The organism is Streptomyces sp. NPDC001137 (assembly GCF_040298885.1).
Lineage (GTDB): Bacteria > Actinomycetota > Actinomycetes > Streptomycetales > Streptomycetaceae > Streptomyces.
The window spans coordinates 67,652-87,028 of record NZ_JBEPBA010000007.1 but is presented as its reverse complement, the minus strand read 5'-3'; the positions used below and the strand labels follow the sequence as shown (position 1 = coordinate 87,028).

Annotated in this window: 16 protein-coding genes; 7 read left to right on the top strand and 9 right to left on the bottom strand. The window is 70.7% G+C overall.

All coding sequences use genetic code 11. The annotated features are described in order from the left end of the window. Nucleotides 1-44 precede the first annotated feature (44 nt). Nucleotides 45-1,145, top strand: a complete 1,101-nt coding sequence (locus tag ABT254_RS15860; RefSeq protein WP_351469365.1) for a calcium:cation antiporter — start codon at nucleotides 45-47, stop codon at nucleotides 1,143-1,145. On the opposite strand, the gene ABT254_RS15855 is transcribed toward ABT254_RS15860, so the two are convergent. Beyond that, nucleotides 1,135-2,406: an MFS transporter gene (locus tag ABT254_RS15855; protein WP_351469362.1), complete on the bottom strand. Its 1,272-nt coding sequence runs from the start codon at nucleotides 2,404-2,406 to the stop codon at nucleotides 1,135-1,137. The genes ABT254_RS15860 and ABT254_RS15855 overlap by 11 nt on opposite strands. 157 nt (nucleotides 2,407-2,563) lie before the next feature. Here ABT254_RS15855 and aroQ point away from each other — a divergent pair, with 157 nt between their 5' ends. Further along, the gene (aroQ, locus tag ABT254_RS15850; RefSeq protein ID WP_351469359.1) at nucleotides 2,564-3,037 is read left to right on the top strand and encodes a type II 3-dehydroquinate dehydratase; all 474 of its coding nucleotides are present in this window, start codon (nucleotides 2,564-2,566) and stop codon (nucleotides 3,035-3,037) included. A gap of 25 nt (nucleotides 3,038-3,062) precedes the next feature. Here the strand turns inward: aroQ and ABT254_RS15845 are convergent, their stop codons facing one another. From ABT254_RS15845 to ABT254_RS15825, 5 genes are all read right to left on the bottom strand, one after another. After that, nucleotides 3,063-3,815, bottom strand: a complete 753-nt coding sequence (locus ABT254_RS15845; RefSeq protein WP_351469356.1) for an amino acid ABC transporter ATP-binding protein — start codon at nucleotides 3,813-3,815, stop codon at nucleotides 3,063-3,065. Beyond that, entirely contained in the window at nucleotides 3,812-4,714 is a 903-nt protein-coding gene (locus ABT254_RS15840; protein ID WP_351469353.1) for an amino acid ABC transporter permease, read from the bottom strand. The genes ABT254_RS15845 and ABT254_RS15840 overlap by 4 nt, the downstream gene beginning before the upstream one ends. Continuing rightward, entirely contained in the window at nucleotides 4,711-5,595 is an 885-nt protein-coding gene (locus ABT254_RS15835) for an ABC transporter substrate-binding protein (RefSeq protein WP_351469350.1), read from the bottom strand. Before ABT254_RS15835 ends, ABT254_RS15840 begins: the two co-directional genes overlap by 4 nt. 504 nt (nucleotides 5,596-6,099) lie before the next feature. Continuing rightward, entirely contained in the window at nucleotides 6,100-6,756 is a 657-nt protein-coding gene (locus tag ABT254_RS15830; protein WP_351469347.1) for an MBL fold metallo-hydrolase, read from the bottom strand. A gap of 54 nt (nucleotides 6,757-6,810) precedes the next feature. After that, entirely contained in the window at nucleotides 6,811-7,497 is a 687-nt protein-coding gene (locus tag ABT254_RS15825) for a maleylpyruvate isomerase family mycothiol-dependent enzyme (RefSeq protein ID WP_351469344.1), read from the bottom strand. 229 nt (nucleotides 7,498-7,726) lie between these two features. On the opposite strand from ABT254_RS15825, the gene uvrA reads away from it, so the two are divergent. After that, nucleotides 7,727-10,756, top strand: a complete 3,030-nt coding sequence (gene uvrA, locus ABT254_RS15820; RefSeq protein ID WP_351469341.1) for an excinuclease ABC subunit UvrA — start codon at nucleotides 7,727-7,729, stop codon at nucleotides 10,754-10,756. A 98-nt stretch (nucleotides 10,757-10,854) separates the two neighbouring features. Here uvrA and ABT254_RS15815 read toward each other — a convergent pair whose 3' ends face one another. From ABT254_RS15815 to ABT254_RS15805, 3 genes are all read right to left on the bottom strand, one after another. Then, nucleotides 10,855-11,766, bottom strand: a complete 912-nt coding sequence (locus tag ABT254_RS15815; protein ID WP_351469338.1) for a carbohydrate kinase family protein — start codon at nucleotides 11,764-11,766, stop codon at nucleotides 10,855-10,857. Further along, the gene (locus ABT254_RS15810; RefSeq protein ID WP_351469336.1) at nucleotides 11,763-12,866 is read right to left on the bottom strand and encodes a LacI family DNA-binding transcriptional regulator; all 1,104 of its coding nucleotides are present in this window, start codon (nucleotides 12,864-12,866) and stop codon (nucleotides 11,763-11,765) included. Before ABT254_RS15810 ends, ABT254_RS15815 begins: the two co-directional genes overlap by 4 nt. A 155-nt stretch (nucleotides 12,867-13,021) precedes the next feature. Beyond that, nucleotides 13,022-13,978: a hypothetical protein gene (locus tag ABT254_RS15805; RefSeq protein ID WP_351469334.1), complete on the bottom strand. Its 957-nt coding sequence runs from the start codon at nucleotides 13,976-13,978 to the stop codon at nucleotides 13,022-13,024. Between the two features lie 248 nt (nucleotides 13,979-14,226). On the opposite strand from ABT254_RS15805, the gene uvrC reads away from it, so the two are divergent. The 4 genes from uvrC to whiA are packed head-to-tail and all read left to right on the top strand — an operon-like array spanning nucleotide 14,227 to nucleotide 19,254. After that, on the top strand, nucleotides 14,227-16,257 hold the full coding sequence (gene uvrC, locus ABT254_RS15800; RefSeq protein ID WP_351469332.1) for an excinuclease ABC subunit UvrC: 2,031 nt from the start codon (nucleotides 14,227-14,229) through the stop codon (nucleotides 16,255-16,257). Beyond that, nucleotides 16,254-17,210: an RNase adapter RapZ gene (rapZ, locus tag ABT254_RS15795; protein WP_351469330.1), complete on the top strand. Its 957-nt coding sequence runs from the start codon at nucleotides 16,254-16,256 to the stop codon at nucleotides 17,208-17,210. The genes uvrC and rapZ overlap by 4 nt, the downstream gene beginning before the upstream one ends. Then, on the top strand, nucleotides 17,207-18,274 hold the full coding sequence (locus ABT254_RS15790) for a gluconeogenesis factor YvcK family protein (RefSeq protein WP_351469328.1): 1,068 nt from the start codon (nucleotides 17,207-17,209) through the stop codon (nucleotides 18,272-18,274). The genes rapZ and ABT254_RS15790 overlap by 4 nt, the downstream gene beginning before the upstream one ends. Then, the gene (gene whiA / locus ABT254_RS15785; RefSeq protein WP_351469325.1) at nucleotides 18,265-19,254 is read left to right on the top strand and encodes a DNA-binding protein WhiA; all 990 of its coding nucleotides are present in this window, start codon (nucleotides 18,265-18,267) and stop codon (nucleotides 19,252-19,254) included. The genes ABT254_RS15790 and whiA overlap by 10 nt, the downstream gene beginning before the upstream one ends. The last annotated feature ends 123 nt before the right edge of the window (nucleotides 19,255-19,377 follow it).

Sequence of the window (19,377 nt, the reverse complement as noted above, 5' to 3'; positions counted from 1 at the left end):
ACCGCCGGAGTGCGGGGCCCGTACGCCTCTGCAACGATCGCTGCATGATCGCTCGGCTCAGGTCGTTCACGACGCGGTGGACGTCCGTCGTGCCGGTGCTCGCGATCGTCCTGCTCGCCTTCACCTGGGGGCGTGATCTGCCCGCCGGGGTCGTCGCCGTGGTCAGCCTCGTCCTCGCGGGCGCCGTCCTCGCCGCCGTGCACCATGCCGAGGTCGTGGCGCACCGGGTCGGCGAACCGTTCGGCTCGCTCGTCCTCGCCGTCGCCGTCACGGTCATCGAGGTCGCCCTGATCGTCACCCTGATGGCAGACGGCGGCGGCAAGAGCTCGACCCTGGCCAGGGACACGGTCTTCGCGGCGGTGATGATCACCTGCAACGGCATCGTCGGTCTCTGTCTGCTCGTCGCCTCCGTGCGCCACGGCACCGCGGTCTTCAACGCCGAAGGAACCGGTGCCGCGCTCGCCACCGTCGCCACCCTGGCCACGCTCAGCCTGGTACTGCCGACGTTCACCACCAGCAAGCCGGGCCCGGAGTTCTCCGGCGTACAGCTCACCTTCGCCGCGATCTCCTCGCTGATCCTCTACGGCCTGTTCGTCGCGACCCAGACCGTACGGCACCGCGACTACTTCCTGCCCATCAGCCGCCAGGGCGGGGTGATCGCCGCGGACGACCACGCGGACACCCCGGCCGTCCGCACCGCGTGGATCAGCCTGGGCCTGCTCGGTGTCGCGCTGATCGGCGTGGTCGGACTGGCCAAGGGGGTGTCGCCCACGATCGAGTCCGCGGTGGAGGCCGCCGGACTGCACCACGCGGTCGTCGGCGTGATCATCGCTCTGCTGGTACTGCTTCCGGAGACCATCGCGGCCCTGCGTTCCGCCCGCCGCGACCGGGTGCAGACCAGTCTGAACCTCGCCCTCGGCTCCGCCATGGCCAGCATCGGCCTGACCATCCCCGCGGTCGCCCTGGCGTCCGTCTGGCTCTCCGGCCCGCTCGTTCTCGGCCTCGGCTCCACCCACATGGTGCTGCTCGCCCTGACCGTGGTGGTGAGCTCGCTGACGGTGGTGCCGGGCCGGGCCACACCGCTGCAGGGCGGGGTCCATCTGGTGCTGTTCGCGGCGTACTTGGAGCTCGCGGTCAATCCATGACCGGCTCCGCGACGACCACCGCTCCCGGCCGGGTCTCCGGCAGCAGCGCGAAGCACCCCAGGCTCAGCAGCGCGATCCCCGTCAGATAGGCGCCCACGCCCCACGGGACCCGGCCCCCGTGCTCGGCCAGCGCCGTCGCCGCGATCGGCGTGAGCGCGCCCCCGAGCACCCCGCCGAGGTTGTAGCCCACGGCCGCTCCCGTGCAGCGCACGCGCGGTTCGTACAGCTCGGGCAGATACGCGGCGATCACCCCGAACATCGTGACGAACGCGAGCAGCGCCCCCAGGAAGCCGGCGAACATCAGCAGCGGTTCCCCGGTCGCCAGGAGGTAGACCGTCGGAAACATCCACGCGGCGGCGGCCGCGCACCCGGCCAGGCACATCGGCCGCCGTCCGTAGCGGTCCCCGAGCAGCGCGGCCAGCGGGGTGAGCGCGCCCTTCACCACCACCGCGGCCATGATGCAGGTCAACATGACGATACGGCTGACCCCGAGCCGCTCCGTCGCGTACGCGAGGGACCAGGTCGTCACCGTGTAGAAGATCGCATACCCGACCGAGAGCGCCCCGGCCGTCAGCAGGACGAGCCGCCAGTGGCCGCGCACGACCTCCGCGAGCGGCACGCGCGCGTGGTCGTCGATCTCGAGGAAGCTGGGGCTCTCGGCGAGCGACGACCGCAGCCACAGCCCCACCGCGGCCAGCACACCCGCCGCCCAGAACGGCACCCGCCATCCCCACTGGGCGAACTGCGCGTCGGACAGCGTCGCCGACAGCGCCAGCACCACACCATTGGCGAGCAGAAAGCCCAGGGCGGGCCCGACCTGCGGGAAGCTGGACCACAGGGCACGCCGTTCGGCGGGCGCGTGCTCGGCGGTGAGCAGCACGGCCCCGCCCCACTCCCCGCCGAGCCCCAGCCCCTGCAGAAAACGCAGCACCAGGAGCAGCACGGGGGCGGCCACACCGATCGAGTCGTACGTCGGCACACACCCGACCGCGACCGTGGCGGCGCCGGTCATCAGCAACGAGCCGACCAGGACCGGCCGACGTCCGCGCCGGTCCCCGATGTGCCCGAACAGCACCGAGCCCAGCGGGCGCGCCACGAACCCCACACCGAACGTGACGAAGGCGGCCAGTGTCCCCGCCACCGGTGAGAACGCCGGGAAGAACAGCGGCCCCAGGACCAGTGCCGCGGCGGTCCCGTAGACGAAGAAGTCGTAGAACTCGATGGCCGTCCCGGCGAGCGAGGCGGCCGCGAGCCGCAGCATGGAGGGTCTCATTACGGTGCGTACGTCGTGCATGCAGCGTCAACTACCCACCGTGACAGCGGGTTACGGGGGCGCACGGGCGTGAAGGCACCGTGATAAACCGGGTGCGAACAGCGGTCCTGGACGGATCGCCGCACACCACCGGACCGGAGGAACCGTGCCCCGCACCCTGGCCAACGCCCCGATCATGATCCTCAACGGGCCCAACCTGAACCTGCTCGGCCAGCGCCAGCCGGAGATCTACGGCAAGGACACCCTCGCCGACGTCGAGACCCTGTGCGCCAAGGCGGCCGCCGCGCACGGCGGCACGGTGGACTTCCGGCAGTCCAACCACGAGGGCGAACTGGTCGACTGGATCCACGAGGCGCGGCTGAACCACTGCGGGATCGTCATCAACCCCGGGGCCTACTCCCACACGTCGGTCGCGATTCTGGACGCACTCAACACCTGCGACGGACTGCCCGTGTTGGAGGTGCACATCTCCAACATCCACCGGCGCGAGTCGTTCCGGCACCACTCGTACGTCTCCCTGCGCGCCGACGGCGTCATCGCCGGGTGCGGAGTGCAGGGGTACGTGTTCGCGGTGGAGCGCGTCGCGGCGCTGGCGGGGGCGGCTCAGGCCGACGCGTAAGCCCCGGTCACCAGGCGCGCGGCTCTTACAGCCGGCCCGCCTCCACGATCCGCCGCAGGAACCGCCGCGTGCGTTCCTGCTGCGGGTCGCCGAAGACCTGCTCGGCGGTTCCGCGCTCCAGAACCACCCCCGAGTCCAGAAAACAGACCTGGTCGGCGACGTCCCGGGCGAAGCCCATCTCGTGCGTGGCCAGCACCATGGTCATGCCGTCGTCCTTCAGGTCCCGCACGACGGTGAGGACCTCGCCGACGAGCTCGGGGTCGAGCGCGGCGGTGATCTCGTCGAGCAGCAGCAGGCGCGGCCGTACGGCCAGGGCGCGCACGATCGCCACACGCTGCTGCTGACCGCCGCTCAGCCGGTCCGGGTACTCGCCCGCCTTGCCGCCGAGCCCGAGCCGCTCCAGCAGCTCCCGGGCGCGCTCCTCGGCCTCCGCACGGGAGGCGCCGTGCACCCGCCGCGGGGCGAGGGTGATGTTGTCCAGGACCGTCATGTGCGGGAACAGGTTGTAGGCCTGGAAGACCACACCGATACGGCGGCGCACCGCGTCCTGGTCGGCGCGCGGATCGGTGATCTCCTCGCCGTCCAGCCAGATCGCCCCGTCGTCGATCTCCTCCAGGAGGTTCGCACACCGCAGCAGCGTCGACTTGCCCGAGCCGGAGGCGCCGATCAGCGCGGTCACCGTGTGCGGCGCGACCTCCAGGTCGACATCCCTGAGGACGACCGTGTCGCCGAAGGTCTTGCGCACGGACTCCATGCGCAGCACGGGCGCGTCGCTCATATCGATCCTCCCTGGGCCCGCCGGCGGTCCATCCGCGCCGTCACCCAGTCCGTGAAGCGGGTCATCGGGATGGTCAGCGCCACGAACACCAGGCCCGCCACGATGTACGGCGTGTAGTTCAGGCTGCGCTGGGCGATGATGTCGGATGCCCGGACGGCGTCGATCGCACCGCCGATCGAGACCAGTCCGGTGTCCTTCTGGAGCGACACCAGGTCGTTGAGAAGGGGCGGCACCTGACGGCGTACCGCCTGGGGCAGCACCACGTGCCGCAGCGCCTGCCGGTTGGTCAGGCCCAGCGAGCGGGCTGCGGCGCGCTGCGACGGATGCACCGACTCGATGCCGGCGCGGAACACCTCGGCGACGTACGCCGAGTACGTCAGGGTCAGCGCCGTACCGCCCAGCCATACGGGATCAACGGTCACGCCCTGGAGACGCAGTGCGGGCACGCCGAAGACGACGATCATCAGGTTGATGATCAGCGGCAGACCGCGGAAGAAGTCCGTGTACGCGGCGGCGAGCGCCCGCAGGGGGAAGAACACCGGCCCCGGCAGGGTCCGTGCGACGGCGATCAGCATGCCCAGGGCGAGCACCAGCACACCGCAGATCAGCAGCAGCCGGATGTTGAGCCAGAGCCCTTCGAGGACCTTGGGGAACGCCTCGCGCGCGTAGCCCGCGTCGAAGAAGGTCTCCTTGGTGCGCTCCCAGCCGGGAGCGCTGACGACGACCAGGTAGAGGACGACGGCGGTGACGAGGGTCGAGACGGCGGCGATGGCCGTCGCGCGACGGGCACGCGCGCGCTTGTAGCGCTCGCGTTCCAGTCGCCGCTCGGACGGGGTGTACCCGCCGGGCATGTCTCCTTTGCCCGCGTCCTCCCCGGACTCCTCCTTCGTGACCGTCACTTGAGCACCGGGGCGTCGACGGCGTCGGACAGCCACTGCTTCTCCAGCTTCGCCAGCGTGCCGTCCTTGCGGAGGGCGTCCACGGCCGACGACACGCACGAGGTGAGGGCACTGCCCTTGTCGAGGACGAGCCCGAACTGCTCGGGCGTACCGCCCTGGTTCTCGAACTGCCCGACGATCTTGGCGTCGGGCACCTGGGCGGCGGTGACGTAGAAGGCAGTCGGCAGGTCGGTGACGATCGCGTCCACCTGGCCGTTCTTGAGCGCGGAGATGGCCTGGTCGTTCTTGGAGTACGCGGCCGCCTCCTGCGAGGGCTTCACCACGTCGCTGATGTAGTTCAGGCTGGTCGTGCCCACCTGGGCGCCCAACTTGAGGCCCTTGAGATCAGCGACGCTGGTCGCCTTCGCGGCCTTCGAGCCCTTCAGCGCGATGACGGCCTGGCGCACGTCGTAGTAGCCGGAGGAGAAGTCCACGGCCTTCTTGCGCTCGTCGCTGATGGACACCTGGTTGATGTCGAAGTCGAAGGTCTTCACGCCGGGCGCGAAGGCCTTGTTGAAGGGAACCCGCTGCCAGACGACGGCACTCTTGCCGTAGCCGAGCTGCTGCGCCACCGCATAGGCGACGGCCGACTCGAAGCCCTTGCCGCTCGCGGGCTTGTCGTCCTTGAACCACGGCTCGTAGGCCGGCTCGTCCGTGGCGATGGTCAGCTTGCCGGAGGTCTTGGTGGCCAGTTTGCCCTTGGCGCAGGTCTTCGAGGCCGAACCGGACGGTGTGGCAGCCGCCTTGTCCTCCGGCTGCGGAGCGCAGCCGACAGCGGTGGCGAGCAGGCCTATGGTTGCCGCGGCGACGGCGCGGCGCAGTGCGCGAGGGGCGAGGTGCATGGCGGGAGATTGGCAGCCCGACGTCCCGTTTGTCGAGGTCACGACGGGAATTGTCCGCATAGTGGGAACGTGTGTTGCGGTCTTGTGAACACTTCCCGAGGAAACGCCGGGGCCGCCGGTCGAGGGCGGGGATCGAAAGACCGGCGGCCCATACCGCGCAGGAGCCGTCATCCTGTGCGGGGCTGCTTCCAGTTGACTGCGCAACAAGGTGCGCGGGGAGCGCGCGCAGGACTTCGGCTCGTGTGAATGCTTCACACGGGGCACGTGAGCCAAGTCGGCGCGGGCGTAGGGGGAGTTCACACCGGAGCGAAGGCCGAGGGCGCGGGGCGCGGACCCTGCACTTCACGCCGTGTGCGCCGCCGGGATGTGACACAACTGGCGCTCGGCGCGCTGTAGGGCATGACTCCCATGGGTCAGGGCCCGTCCTCTCGAGGCGGCAAGCGGGCCGAGCGTACAGGGGCGGCCAGGTCTGGCACCTGACCGCCCCTGTGCCGTTCGGCGTTCTCACCACCCGCGCGCGTGCCACTCCGGCAGATGCGGCCGCTCCGCGCCCAGCGTCGTGTCGTTGCCGTGCCCGGGGTAGACCCAGGTCTCGTCCGGCAGCACCTCGAAGATCTTCGTCTCGACGTCGTGGATGAGACTGGCGAAGGCCTTGGGATCCTTACGGGTGTTGCCGACACCCCCGGGGAAGAGGCAGTCCCCGGTGAAGACATGGGGATGTCCGTGCGGGTCGTCGTAGACGAGGGCGATCGAGCCCGGCGTGTGCCCGACCAGATGACGCGCGGTGAGCTCCACGCGCCCCACCCGGATCGTGTCGCCGTCGTCGACGAGGACGTCGGTCGGCACCGCGATGCCGCCGGCGTCCTCCCGGCCCGCGTACGTACGGGCGCCCGTGGCCGCGACGACCTGGGCGAGCGCCTGCCAGTGGTCGCCGTGCTGATGGGTGGTGACGACGGAGGCGATGCCGTCGTCACCGATCATGCCGAGCAGGGTGTCCGCGTCGTTGGCCGCGTCGATCAGCAACTGCTCATCGGTGGCCCGGCAGCGCAGCAGATAGGCGTTGTTGTCCATCGGGCCGACCGCGATCTTGGTGATCATCAGGTCCTTCAGCTCGTGCACATCCGCCGGGCCGCCGACCGTCACCTGTCCGCTGTACGTCATGGCGGCAGCCTATAGCGGGGAGCGCTGCGGGAGCCCCCGCCATGGGCCGCGCGGTCACAACGGGGGGAGCGCCGGCAGCGGGCCGCCCTGCACGGTGAGTCCGGAGCCGTCGCGGCGCCCGGCCAGCCAGCCGAGCAGATCCGGCGCCGGGCCCGAGACGGTGACCTCCGGCTCCGTCGCCTCCCGGCCCGTCCGCCACGCGTGCGTGCCGTCCGTCAGCCGGGTGGGGGGCACCTCGGGGTGCCCAGAGAAGCGTGCGGTCAGGAAATCGATCTCCCGCTCCGAGAACTCGGCCGGCAGATCCTCCAGCTCGTACCCGATGCCGAGGTCCACATGGTGCAGCTCCACCTCGGCCCACCGGCGGAACGGCACCCTGGACGCCGAGTCGGTGACCCCGTTGCGCAGCTCCACCGTGCGCGACCAGTCCGCCGGCACCGCTCCCGTCTCCTGGAAGCGGGCCGCGCTGTCGCGCAGGTCGGTGAGCTGGACGTCGAGAGGGCGTGGGGCGTCGCGCTCGATGTCGGCGTCGCGGGCCTCCCCGGACGGATACATGGGACGGCCCTCGAGGACGTTCACGAGGGCGTCCGCGTTGCGGGCGAGGTGGGCGAGGACGTGGCCGCGGCTCCAGCCGGGGAGCCGTGACGGCTCGGCCACCGATGCGTTGTCCAGCTTGGCGGCTGCGGTGAGCAGCCGGTCCGTTGCGTCACGTACAGACGCCAGGTCATGACCGTGATCAATCATGGTGCTGACCCTAGCCTCGCCACACCTTTGGGTGAAGGTGGTGAAGCCGTGCCGTAAATCGAATGCGCGTGCTATATGGTCGAGCGTGGCGTCGGGCATGCTGGAGAGCCGGGGATTGTTATGCAACCCGGGAATCCGACCGGCGTTGTCAGTGGCTCCCCCTAGTCTGAGAAAGCACGGGGGCCTCGCCCCTGTCACTCCTCTCAAGCCAAGAAAGGTGCGGACCGGCGTGGCCGACCGTCTCATCGTCCGTGGCGCGCGCGAGCACAACCTCAAGAATGTCTCGCTCGACCTGCCGCGCGACTCGCTCATCGTCTTCACGGGCCTGTCGGGGTCGGGCAAGTCCTCGCTGGCCTTCGACACCATCTTCGCCGAGGGGCAGCGGCGCTACGTGGAGTCGCTCTCCTCGTACGCCCGTCAGTTCCTCGGGCAGATGGACAAGCCGGACGTCGACTTCATCGAGGGGCTGTCCCCGGCCGTCTCCATCGACCAGAAGTCGACCTCGCGCAACCCGCGCTCGACGGTCGGCACCATCACCGAGGTCTACGACTACCTGCGTCTGCTCTTCGCGCGCATCGGCAAGCCGCACTGTCCCGAGTGCGGCCGCCCGATCTCGCGCCAGTCGCCGCAGGCCATCGTCGACAAGGTCCTGGAGCTGCCGGAGGGGAGCCGCTTCCAGGTGCTGTCGCCGCTGGTGCGCGAGCGCAAGGGAGAGTTCGTCGATCTCTTCGCCGATCTCCAGACGAAGGGCTACTCCCGCGCGCGTGTGGACGGCGAGACCATCCAGCTCTCCAGCCCTCCCACGCTGAAGAAGCAGGAGAAGCACACCATCGAGGTGGTCGTCGACCGCCTCACGGTCAAGGACTCCGCCAAGCGCCGCCTCACCGACTCCGTGGAGACCGCCCTCGGCCTGTCCGGTGGCATGGTCGTGCTCGACTTCGTCGACCTCCCTGAGGACGACCCCGAGCGCGAGCGCATGTACTCGGAGCACCTGTACTGCGCGTACGACGACTTGTCCTTCGAAGAGCTGGAGCCCCGCTCCTTCTCCTTCAACTCGCCCTTCGGCGCCTGCCCCGAGTGCACCGGCATCGGTACGCGCATGGAGGTCGACCCCGAGCTGATCGTCCCGGACGAGGACAAGTCCCTCGACGAGGGCGCCATCCACCCCTGGTCGCACGGCCACACCAAGGACTACTTCGGCCGCCTGATCGGCGCCCTGGCGGACGCCCTGGGATTCAGGACCGACATCCCCTTCGCGGGCCTGCCGCAGCGCGCCAAGAAGGCCCTGCTGTACGGCCACAAGACGCAGATCGAGGTCCGCTACCGCAACCGGTACGGGCGCGAGCGCGTCTACACCACGCCCTTCGAAGGCGCCGTCCCCTTCGTCAAGCGCCGGCACAGCGAGTCCGAGAGCGACGCCAGCCGCGAGCGCTTCGAGGGCTATATGCGCGAGGTGCCCTGCCCCACCTGTGAGGGCACCCGCCTGAAGCCGATCGTCCTCGCGGTCACGATCATGGGGAAGTCGATCGCCGAGGTCTCCGGCATGTCCATCAGCGACTGCGCCGACTTCCTGGGCGAGCTGAAGCTCAACGCCCGCGACAAGAAGATCGCCGAGCGGGTCCTGAAGGAGGTCAACGAGCGGCTGCGGTTCCTGGTCGACGTCGGCCTGGACTACCTCTCGCTGAACCGCGCGGCCGGCACCCTCTCCGGCGGCGAGGCCCAGCGCATCCGCCTGGCCACCCAGATCGGCTCCGGCCTCGTCGGCGTCCTGTACGTCCTGGACGAGCCGTCCATCGGCCTCCACCAGCGCGACAACCACCGGCTGATCGAGACCCTGGTCAGACTGCGCGACATGGGCAACACGCTCATCGTCGTCGAGCACGACGAGGACACCATCAAGGTCGCCGACTGGGTCGTCGACATCGGCCCCGGCGCGGGCGAGCACGGCGGCAAGGTCGTGCACAGCGGCTCCCTGAAGGAGCTGCTCACCAACGCCGAGTCCATGACCGGCCAGTACCTGGCCGGCAAGAAGGCGATCCCGCTGCCCGACATCCGCCGCCCGCAGGACCCCTCCCGCAGGCTCACGGTGCACGGCGCCCGCGAGAACAACCTCCAGGACATCGACGTCTCCTTCCCGCTGGGCGTGTTCACGGCCGTCACGGGAGTGTCCGGATCCGGCAAGTCGACGCTGGTCAACGACATCCTGTACACGCACCTGGCCCGTGAGCTGAACGGCGCGAGGAGCGTTCCCGGTCGGCACACGCGCGTGGACGGCGACGACCTCGTCGACAAGGTCGTGCACGTCGACCAGTCGCCCATCGGCCGCACCCCGCGCTCCAACCCGGCGACGTACACCGGTGTCTTCGACCACATCCGCAAGCTGTTCGCCGAGACCACCGAGGCGAAGGTCCGCGGCTACATGCCGGGCCGCTTCTCCTTCAACGTTAAGGGCGGCCGCTGCGAGAACTGCGCGGGCGACGGCACCATCAAGATCGAGATGAACTTCCTCCCGGACGTGTACGTCCCGTGCGAGGTCTGCCACGGCGCCCGGTACAACCGGGAGACCCTGGAGGTCCACTACAAGGGCAAGTCCATCGCCGAGGTCCTGAACATGCCCATCGAGGAAGCCATGAACTTCTTCGAGGCGGTTCCGGCGATCAACCGCCACCTCAAGACGCTGAACGACGTCGGTCTCGGCTATGTCCGGCTCGGCCAGTCCGCCACCACCCTGTCCGGCGGTGAGGCGCAGCGTGTGAAGCTCGCCAGCGAGCTGCAGAAGCGCTCCACCGGGCGCACGGTCTACGTCCTGGACGAGCCGACCACCGGTCTGCACTTCGAGGACATCAGCAAGCTGCTGACGGTGTTGGCCGGCCTGGTCGACAAGGGCAACACGGTCATCGTCATCGAGCACAACCTCGACGTGATCAAGACCGCCGACTGGATCGTCGACATGGGCCCCGAGGGCGGCGCCGGCGGCGGGCTCGTCGTCGCCGAAGGTACGCCCGAGGAGGTCGCCGGGATCCCGGCCAGCCACACGGGCAAGTTCCTGCGGGAGATCCTCGGCGCCGACCGGATCAGCGACGCCAGCTCGGTACCGGCCCCGCGCAAGACCGCGGCCAGGAAGACGGTCGCGGCCGGATCGACGGCGAAGAAGACCACGACGGCCAGGACCGCCAACAACACGGCCACGAAGAAGGCGGCCGGCGCCACCAAGAAGGCGACGCCCGCGAAGAAGACGACGCGGGCACGCAAGGCCTGAACAGATCCGGAACAGTGCGGCGCCCCGCGGGAGAACTCCCCGCGGGGCGCCGCCCGTTGAAGCCGGGCTGCAGGGCCCGCCGGAGGAGGAACGCGCCGCTAGACCTCCTCCACCTCGGACGCGTACGGCGGTTCCGCGCCGGCCCGGGAGCAGGTGATCGCGGCGGCCCGCGCCGCGAAGCGCAGCAGCCTGGTCCAGCCGTCGGAACCCAGTCCCAGGAGCGCCTCGGTAGACAGGGCGTCCTGGGCGGCCAGACCGTGCAGCAGAGCCGCGTTCACCGTGTCGCCGGCGCCGATGGTGTCGACGACGTCGACCTTCTCGCCGGGCACGGGGTACACGGCGCCGTCCCGGGTGAAGGCGCTGAGCCCGTCACCGCCATGAGTGATCACGACGGCCGCGGGCCCGGCGGCCAGCCACTCCTTCGGGGAGCCGCCCAGCCACAGGGCGTCCTCCTCGGAGAGCTTGAGCAGCGACACCGAGGGCAGCCAGCTCCGAAAACGCGCCCGGTAGGCGTCGGCGTCGGGAATCAGGCCCGCCCGGACATTGGGGTCGAGCGCGGTGAACACGCCCTGCGCGGCCGCGGTCCGCAGCAGGGTCTCGTAGGCCGTCGCCCCGGGCTCCAGGACCAGCGAGCAGGTGCCGAAGGACACGGCCCGCGTCCCGGCGGGGAGCGCCTCGGGCGCCACGAACAGCCGGTCGGCGGTGCCCTCGACGTAGAACGAGTAGGCGGCGGATCCGTCCCCGTCGATCGTGGCGACCGCGAGGGTGGTCGGCTCCGCACCACGCTGCACGCCCGAGACGTCCACGCCCGCCGCACGCAGTCCGTCGAGCAGCGCCTCGCCGAAGGCGTCGCGCGAGGTGCGGGAGCAGAACGCCGTGGGGGAGCCGAGACGGCCGAGGGCCACGGCGGTGTTGTAGGGACCGCCGCCGAGCGCCGGCTTCAGGCCCGCGAGAGCACCCGCGCCCTGCGGTACCAGGTCGATCAGAGCCTCACCGGCTACGACGATCACGAGGCGTTTCCTTTCTCGGGCTTGCGGGACTGCTCGGGCTTCTCGGATCTCTCGGGCTGTTCGGGTTGTTCGGACCGCGGTGTCCCCTCCGGGCAGCCGCACGAGGTCCGGTGGACGAAGGTGCAGGGCAGACGCAGCGTGCGGGCGGGGCGGTCCGGGGAGGCGAGGCGTTCCAGGAGCACCTGGACCGCCTGGGCGCCGATCTCCCGGCTGGGCTGGGCGACGGCGGTCAGCCGCGGCGAGAACAGGTCCGCCCAGGCGAAGTCGTCGAAGCAGCACAGGGCCATGTCCTCGGGCACGGACAGACCGCGGTCGCGCAGGGCGCGCAGAGCACCGATGGTCATCGCGTTGTTGGCGGTGACCAGTGCGGTGGGGGGCGCGGCAAGGGAGAGAAGAGCCGTGGTGGCGCGCTCCGCGTCGGCGGACTCGGAGTTGCCGTGCACCAGGAGACGTTCGTCGTGGGGGAGCCCGGAGGCGGCGAGGCCGTGGCGGTACCCGGCGACGCGTTCGCGGGTGGTGCTGAGCCCGGGCCGGCCGGCGACCAGGGCGATCCGGCGGTGGCCGAGCTCGGCGAGATGGGTGACCAGCCGGGTGGTCGGTTCGACGCTCTCGGCGCAGACCTGGTCGTGGACGGGTGCGCCGTCGGCCGGGCCGGCGACGATCCGGTCGAGGAAGACGGCCGGCACACCGTGGCGGCCGAGGTAGGCGAGGAGGCCGCCCGGGTTCGCCGAAGGGGCGACGATCATGCCGTCGACCCGGCGTTCGTGCAGCAGCTGGACGACCTTGCGCTCGTGCTCCGGGTCGTCGTGCGGATCGGCGATGAGCAGGCTGTAGCCGTGCTCCAGGGCGCCCGCCTCGACGCCCTGGAGGATCTCCGTGAAGTACGGGTTGCTGATCGCCGACACCGCGAGCCCGATGGAGCGGGTGCGCGAGGTCACCAGGGAGCGGGCGAGGGTGTTGGGGGTGTAGCCGAGCCGGTCGACGGCGTCCAGGACGGCCTGGCGGGTGTGGGGGAGGACGGGCCGGGTGTCGTTCAGGACGTGCGAGACGGTCGCCACGGAGACCCCGGCGCTTCGAGCGACGTCTGCCATGGTCGCCATCGCGTCCCCCTTCCGGGCCCGTTCCTTCGACGGCACGGTGTGCCTTCCGGCGGGGACGGTATCCCATCCGGCGGCCGACGTAAACGCTTGCGCAAACGTTTACGTCCTCTGAGGAGGGAAAAGTGCGCCGATCCGGTCGCCCCGTCAGGCGGGGCTCACTCCCACTCCCACCCGATGCCCACGACACCCGTGCGCACCCGGGGCTCGACGAGGTGGACCGAGCGGTGGCGACCGCTGAGGGGCAGTTCCTGGCGGCCGCTGCGCGGGGCGGCGGGCGAGTGCTGGGCGAAGCGGTGGCAGCGGGAGGGCAGGGCCTGCTCGTGGAAGCGCACCTGGAGCGCGTACTGCCCGCCGGCCGGCCCGAAGCCGCGGATGTACTCGCGGGACACGCCGGCGGTGCCGTCCTCGATGCCGTAGCGGAAGAGGAAGGTGTCCCCGGCCCGCAGGCGGGTGTCGAAGAGGAACTCGGCCACGAGCACGCCGGTGTCGTGGTGCACGCGCACGCGTCCCGTGCGGCAGTTCTCCAGTGCCTGCACCCGCATGCGTTCCGGGGCGCATCCCGGGTCGCCGTGATGGACGGCCACGAAGCGGTCGACCCCGTCCTTGTGGGCGCGCACTATGTGCTGGGACTCGCGCCCCGCCAGCTCGCGGTGGGCGCCGATGCGGACCCGCTCGTGGTGGCCCAGGGTGTGCAGACCGCCGTCCAGGGGCGAGCCCAGCTCGGCCAGCAGCCGCTCCAGGACGCCGGACGCCTCCACCAGGGAACGGTAGGAGCGGCCCGCGGAGCGCTCCGCGCACGAGGGTTCGTCGGTCTCGGCGAGCAGCCGGATCAGGGACTCCTCCGGCAGCTGGAGTATCTCCTCCAGCGCGCGTACGGCCCGCAGGGACTCGGGGCGCTGCGGGCGCCGGGCACCCTGCTGCCAGTAACTCAGGCTCGTCACACCGACCTTGACCCCGTAGCGCGACAGATGGTGCTGCACGCGCTGCAGCGGCAGTCCGCGCGCGGCGATCGCGGCACGCAGTGCGACGTGGAAGGGGCCGCCCCGCAGGGCCGAGTCCAGTTCCGCGGTCGCGACGGCGGCGACGTCCGCGTGCTGTGTGGCGTGCGGCATGCAGGGGCCTTTCTGTGAATGCTCGCTACGGCTGGTCGGGCCGGGTTCGTGCGTGTTTCGGGGCCACCCCGTCGGCGCCGTGGAGTCTTCACATCCGTACGCCGTCGTTCCCGGTCCCGAGTTCCCCCGCATTGAAGCGTGTTGACCTAGTCCCGACAACACCTGAGACCCAACAGCGGTGCACTCCTGGCCGAGACCCGATCCACAGGCCCGCCGCGCTGTCAGCGCTCGCCAGTAGGGTGTGAGACATGGCCGATCCCTCCAGCTACCGCCCCAAGCCGGGACAGATCCCGGACTCGCCAGGGGTGTACAGGTTCCGTGACGAGCACCGCCGGGTGATCTACGTCGGAAAGGCGAAGAGCCTGCGCCAGCGCCTGGCGAACTACTTCCAGGACCTGGCCGGACTGCACCCCCGCACCCGCACCATGGTCACCACGGCCGCGTCCGTGGAGTGGACCGTGGTGTCCACGGAGGTCGAGGCCCTGCAGCTGGAGTACTCCTGGATCAAGGAGTTCGACCCTAGGTTCAACGTCAAGTACCGCGACGACAAGAGCTACCCGTACCTCGCGGTGACGATGAACGAGGAGTTCCCCCGCGTCCAGGTGATGCGCGGCCACAAACGCAAGGGCGTGCGCTACTTCGGGCCGTACGGGCACGCGTGGGCGATCCGCGACACCGTGGACCTCCTGCTGCGCGTCTTCCCGGTGCGCACCTGCTCGGCGGGTGTCTTCAAGAACGCCGCCCGCACCGGCCGCCCCTGTCTGCTCGGCTACATCGGCAAGTGCTCCGCCCCCTGCGTCGAGCGGGTCTCCGCCGAGGAACACCGCGAACTGGCCGAGGAGTTCTGCGACTTCATGGCCGGCCGCACGGGGACGTACCTGCGCCGCCTAGAGAAGCAGATGACCCAGGCGGCCGAGGAGATGGAGTACGAGCGGGCGGCCCGGCTGCGCGACGACATCGAGGCCCTGAAGAAGGCCATGGAGAAGAACGCGGTCGTGCTCGCCGACGCGACCGACGCCGACCTGATCGCGGTCGCCGAGGACGAGCTGGAGGCAGCCGTCCAGATCTTCCACGTACGCGGCGGACGCGTGCGTGGCCAGCGCGGCTGGGTCACCGACAAGGTCGAGGAGATCACCACCGGCGCCCTCGTCGAACACGCCCTTCAGCAGCTGTACGGCGAGGAGACCGGCGACTCCGTCCCCAAGGAGGTCCTCGTCCCCGCCCTGCCCGACCCGGTGGAGCCCGTGCAGGAGTGGCTCACCGAGCGCCGCGGCTCCGCGGTCTCGCTGCGCATCCCGCAGCGCGGCGACAAGAAGGCCCTGATGGACACGGTGGAGCGCAACGCCCAGCAGGCGCTCGTGCTGCACAAGACCAAGCGCGCCTCCGACCTGACCACGCGCTCGCGTGCCCTGGAGGAGATCGCCGAGGCCCTCGACCTGGACAGCGCCCCCCTCCGCATCGAGTGCTACGACATCTCGCACCTCCAGGGCGACGACGTCGTGGCCTCCATGGTCGTCTTCGAGGACGGCCTGCAGCGCAAGAGCGAGTACCGCCGCTTCCAGATCAAGGGCTTCGAGGGTCAGGACGACGTCCGCTCCATGCACGAGGTGATCAACCGCCGCTTCCGGCGCTACCTCGCGGAGAAGGAGAAGACGGGGGAGTGGGCCGACGGCGAGAACACGCTCACCGAGGAGGACGGCCGCCCCAAGAAGTTCGCCTACCCGCCCCAGCTCGTCGTCGTGGACGGCGGACAGCCCCAGGTCGCCGCGGCCAAGAAGGCCCTCGACGAGCTCGGTGTCGACGACGTCGCCGTGTGCGGCCTCGCCAAGCGCCTGGAGGAGGTCTGGCTGCCGGACGAGGACGACCCGGTCGTCCTGCCCCGCACCAGTGAAGGCCTCTACCTGCTGCAGCGCGTCCGCGACGAGGCCCACCGCTTCGCGATCACCTACCAGCGCACCAAGCGGGCCAAGCGCTTCAGGTCGAGCCCCCTGGACGACGTGCCGGGACTCGGGGACACACGCAAGCAGGCACTCCTGAAACATTTCGGTTCGCTGAAGAAACTACGATCCGCCACCATCGACCAGATCTGCGAGGTCCCCGGCATAGGCCGCAAGACGGCCGAGACGATCGCCGTGGCCCTCGCCCAGGCGGCCCCGGCCGCGCCCGCCGTGAACACGGCCACTGGAGAGATCATGGAAGAGGAACCCTCCACCATGGGTTCCAGCGGGCCGCCCGTGGCCACGGGCGCCCCGGACGAACGACGGGGGCAGGAGACATGAATGTGAACGAGCACGACGGGCAAGAAAGCCAGACCGGAGACGGAGCACAGGTGAGTACGGGCAGCGACACCCCCGGAGCGGTCCCCGAGGCGGCCATCCCGGAGCTGGTGATCATCTCGGGCATGTCCGGAGCGGGCAGGTCGACCGCCGCCAAGTGTCTGGAGGACCTCGGCTGGTTCGTCGTCGACAACCTGCCACCCGCGCTGATCCCCACCATGGTGGAGCTCGGCGCCCGCTCGCAGGGCAACGTCGCCAGGATCGCGGTCGTCGTCGACGTCCGCGGCCGCCGCTTCTTCGACAACCTCCGCGAGTCCCTCGCCGACCTGGAGGCCAAGCACGTCACCCGGCGGATCGTGTTCCTGGAGTCCTCCGACGACGCCCTGGTGCGCCGCTTCGAGTCGGTGCGCCGCCCGCACCCCCTCCAGGGCGACGGCCGGATCGTCGACGGCATCGCCGCAGAGCGCGAGCTGCTGCGCGAGCTGCGCGGCGACGCCGACCTGGTGATCGACACCTCCAGCCTGAACGTGCACGAGCTGCGCGCCAAGATGGACGCCCAGTTCGCCGGCGAGGAGGAGCCCGAGCTGCGGGCCACCGTCATGTCCTTCGGCTTCAAGTACGGCCTCCCGGTCGACGCCGACCTGGTCGCGGACATGCGCTTTCTGCCCAACCCGCACTGGGTCCCCGAGCTGCGCCCCTTCACCGGCCTGAACGAAGAGGTGGCCGCCTACGTCTTCAACCAGCCCGGCGCCAAGGAGTTCCTCGACCGCTACGCCGAGCTGCTCCGGCTCATCGCGGCCGGCTACCGCCGCGAGGGCAAGCGGTACGTGACCATCGCCATCGGCTGCACGGGCGGCAAGCACCGCTCGGTGGCCATGTCGGAGAAGCTCGCCGCGCGTCTTGCGGCCGAGGGCGTGGAGACGGTGGTCGTGCACCGGGACATGGGACGCGAATGACGGAACGTTCTCCGCGGCTGAGCAGGCTGCGCCGGGTCGTGCCCGAGTCCCGCTCGGGCCGGCCCGTCGAGGCCCGCGGCGCCCGGCCGCGCCGCCGGGGCGCCCAGCCCAAGGTGGTCGCCCTCGGCGGCGGCATGGGCCTGTCCGCCTCGCTCGCTGCCCTGCGCCGGATCACCGGTGACCTCACCGCCGTCGTCACCGTGGCCGACGACGGAGGCTCCAGCGGGCGCCTGCGCGACGAGCTGGGCGTGCTGCCGCCCGGCGACCTGCGCAAGGCGCTGGCCGCGCTGTGCGGTGACGACGACTGGGGACAGACCTGGGCCCGCGTCATCCAGCACCGCTTCCAGTCCAAGGGCGACCTGCACGAACACGCGGTCGGCAATCTCCTGATCGTCGCCCTGTGGGAACAGTTGGGCGACCACGTCCAGGCCCTCGACCTGGTCGGCAAGCTGCTCGGCGCGCACGGGCGCGTACTGCCCATGTCCGCCGTACCCCTGGAGCTGCAGGCGCTGGTCAAGGGGCACGACCCGGAGCGGCCCGAGGACGTCGACACCGTGCGGGGACAGGCGACCGTGGCGCTCACGCCGGGCGAGGTGCAGTCCGTGCACCTCGTGCCGCACGACCCGCCGGCCGTCCCGGAAGCCGTCGAGGCGGTCCTGGACGCCGACTGGGTCGTCCTCGGCCCCGGCTCCTGGTTCTCCTCGGTCATCCCGCACCTGCTCGTTCCCGAACTCCTGGACGCCCTCACCGAGACCAAGGCGCGCCGGGTACTCTCGCTGAACCTCGCCCCGCAGCCCGGAGAAACCGAAGGCTTCTCCCCGCAGCGTCATTTGGAGGTTTTGGGACGACACGCCCCTAAACTCGCCCTGGACGTGGTGCTGGCCGACGAGGCCGCCGTGCCCGACCGTGACGTGCTCACCGAGGCCGCCAAGCGGCTCGGTGCCGCGGTCGAGCTGGCGCCGGTGGCCCGGAGGGACGGAACTCCGCGGCACGACCCGGAGCTGCTGGCCGCCGCGTACGACCGTATTTTTCGGATGCATGGAAGGATCGGCCCATGGCGATGACGGCAGCGGTGAAGGATGAGATCTCCCGGCTCCCCGTCACCCGGACCTGCTGCAGAAAGGCGGAGGTCTCCGCCATTCTGCGGTTCGCCGGCGGCCTCCACCTGGTCAGCGGGCGCATCGTGATCGAAGCGGAGCTGGACACCGCGATGGCGGCGCGGCGCCTGAAGCGGGACATCCTGGAGATCTTCGGTCACAGCTCCGAGCTGATCGTGATGGCGCCGGGCGGACTGCGCCGCGGTTCGCGCTATGTCGTACGGGTCGTCGCCGGTGGTGACCAGCTGGCCCGGCAGACCGGCCTGGTCGACGGCCGCGGCCGCCCGATCCGCGGTCTGCCCCCGCAGGTGGTCTCGGGGGCCACCTGCGACGCGGAGGCCGCCTGGCGCGGCGCCTTCCTGGCACACGGCTCGCTGACCGAGCCCGGCCGCTCCTCCTCCCTCGAGGTGACCTGCCCCGGCCCGGAGGCCGCGCTCGCCCTGGTCGGGGCCGCCCGCCGGCTGTCGATCGCCGCGAAGGCGCGCGAGGTGCGCGGCGTGGACCGCGTGGTCGTCCGCGACGGCGACGCGATCGGCGCCCTGCTCACCCGCCTCGGCGCGCACGAGTCGGTGCTGGCCTGGGAGGAGCGCCGGATGCGCCGCGAGGTGCGGGCCACGGCGAACCGTCTCGCCAACTTCGACGACGCCAACCTGCGCCGCTCCGCACGCGCGGCCGTAGCCGCCGGTGCCCGTGTGCAGCGCGCGCTGGAGATCCTCGGCGAGGAGGTGCCCGAGCACCTCGCGGCCGCCGGGCGCCTGCGCATGGAGCACAAGCAGGCCTCGCTGGAGGAGCTGGGCGCGCTCGCCGATCCGCCGCTGACCAAGGACGCCGTCGCCGGCCGTATCCGCCGGCTTCTTGCGATGGCCGACAAGCGCGCCTCCGACCTCGGCATCCCGGGCACGGAGTCCAGCATCACCGAGGAGATGGCCGACAACCTGGTCGGCTGACCCTGCGGGAGAGCACCTGAAGATCGCTCAACATGCCGGTGCCGACGCCCACTTGGACGTCGGCACCGGCATTTGTCTGTCCATGAGGCGCCCTTGACTCGATCATGAAGTGTCATGAGCCTG

What these genes read in the sequence shown, in the direction of transcription:
- ABT254_RS15860 (WP_351469365.1), top strand. Translation starts at nt 45, where the DNA reads ATGATCGCTCGGCTCAGGTCGTTCACGACGCGGTGGACGTCCGTCGTG.
- ABT254_RS15855 (WP_351469362.1), bottom strand. Translation starts at nt 2,406, where the DNA reads ATGCTGCGGCTCGCGGCCGCCTCGCTCGCCGGGACGGCCATCGAGTTC.
- ABT254_RS15845 (WP_351469356.1), bottom strand. Translation starts at nt 3,815, where the DNA reads ATGAGCGACGCGCCCGTGCTGCGCATGGAGTCCGTGCGCAAGACCTTC.
- ABT254_RS15835 (WP_351469350.1), bottom strand. Translation starts at nt 5,595, where the DNA reads ATGCACCTCGCCCCTCGCGCACTGCGCCGCGCCGTCGCCGCGGCAACC.
- ABT254_RS15830 (WP_351469347.1), bottom strand. Translation starts at nt 6,756, where the DNA reads ATGACGTACAGCGGACAGGTGACGGTCGGCGGCCCGGCGGATGTGCAC.
- ABT254_RS15825 (WP_351469344.1), bottom strand. Translation starts at nt 7,497, where the DNA reads ATGATTGATCACGGTCATGACCTGGCGTCTGTACGTGACGCAACGGAC.
- ABT254_RS15810 (WP_351469336.1), bottom strand. Translation starts at nt 12,866, where the DNA reads ATGGCGACCATGGCAGACGTCGCTCGAAGCGCCGGGGTCTCCGTGGCG.
- ABT254_RS15805 (WP_351469334.1), bottom strand. Translation starts at nt 13,978, where the DNA reads ATGCCGCACGCCACACAGCACGCGGACGTCGCCGCCGTCGCGACCGCG.
- uvrC (WP_351469332.1), top strand. Translation starts at nt 14,227, where the DNA reads ATGGCCGATCCCTCCAGCTACCGCCCCAAGCCGGGACAGATCCCGGAC.
- rapZ (WP_351469330.1), top strand. Translation starts at nt 16,254, where the DNA reads ATGAATGTGAACGAGCACGACGGGCAAGAAAGCCAGACCGGAGACGGA.
- ABT254_RS15790 (WP_351469328.1), top strand. Translation starts at nt 17,207, where the DNA reads ATGACGGAACGTTCTCCGCGGCTGAGCAGGCTGCGCCGGGTCGTGCCC.
- whiA (WP_351469325.1), top strand. Translation starts at nt 18,265, where the DNA reads ATGGCGATGACGGCAGCGGTGAAGGATGAGATCTCCCGGCTCCCCGTC.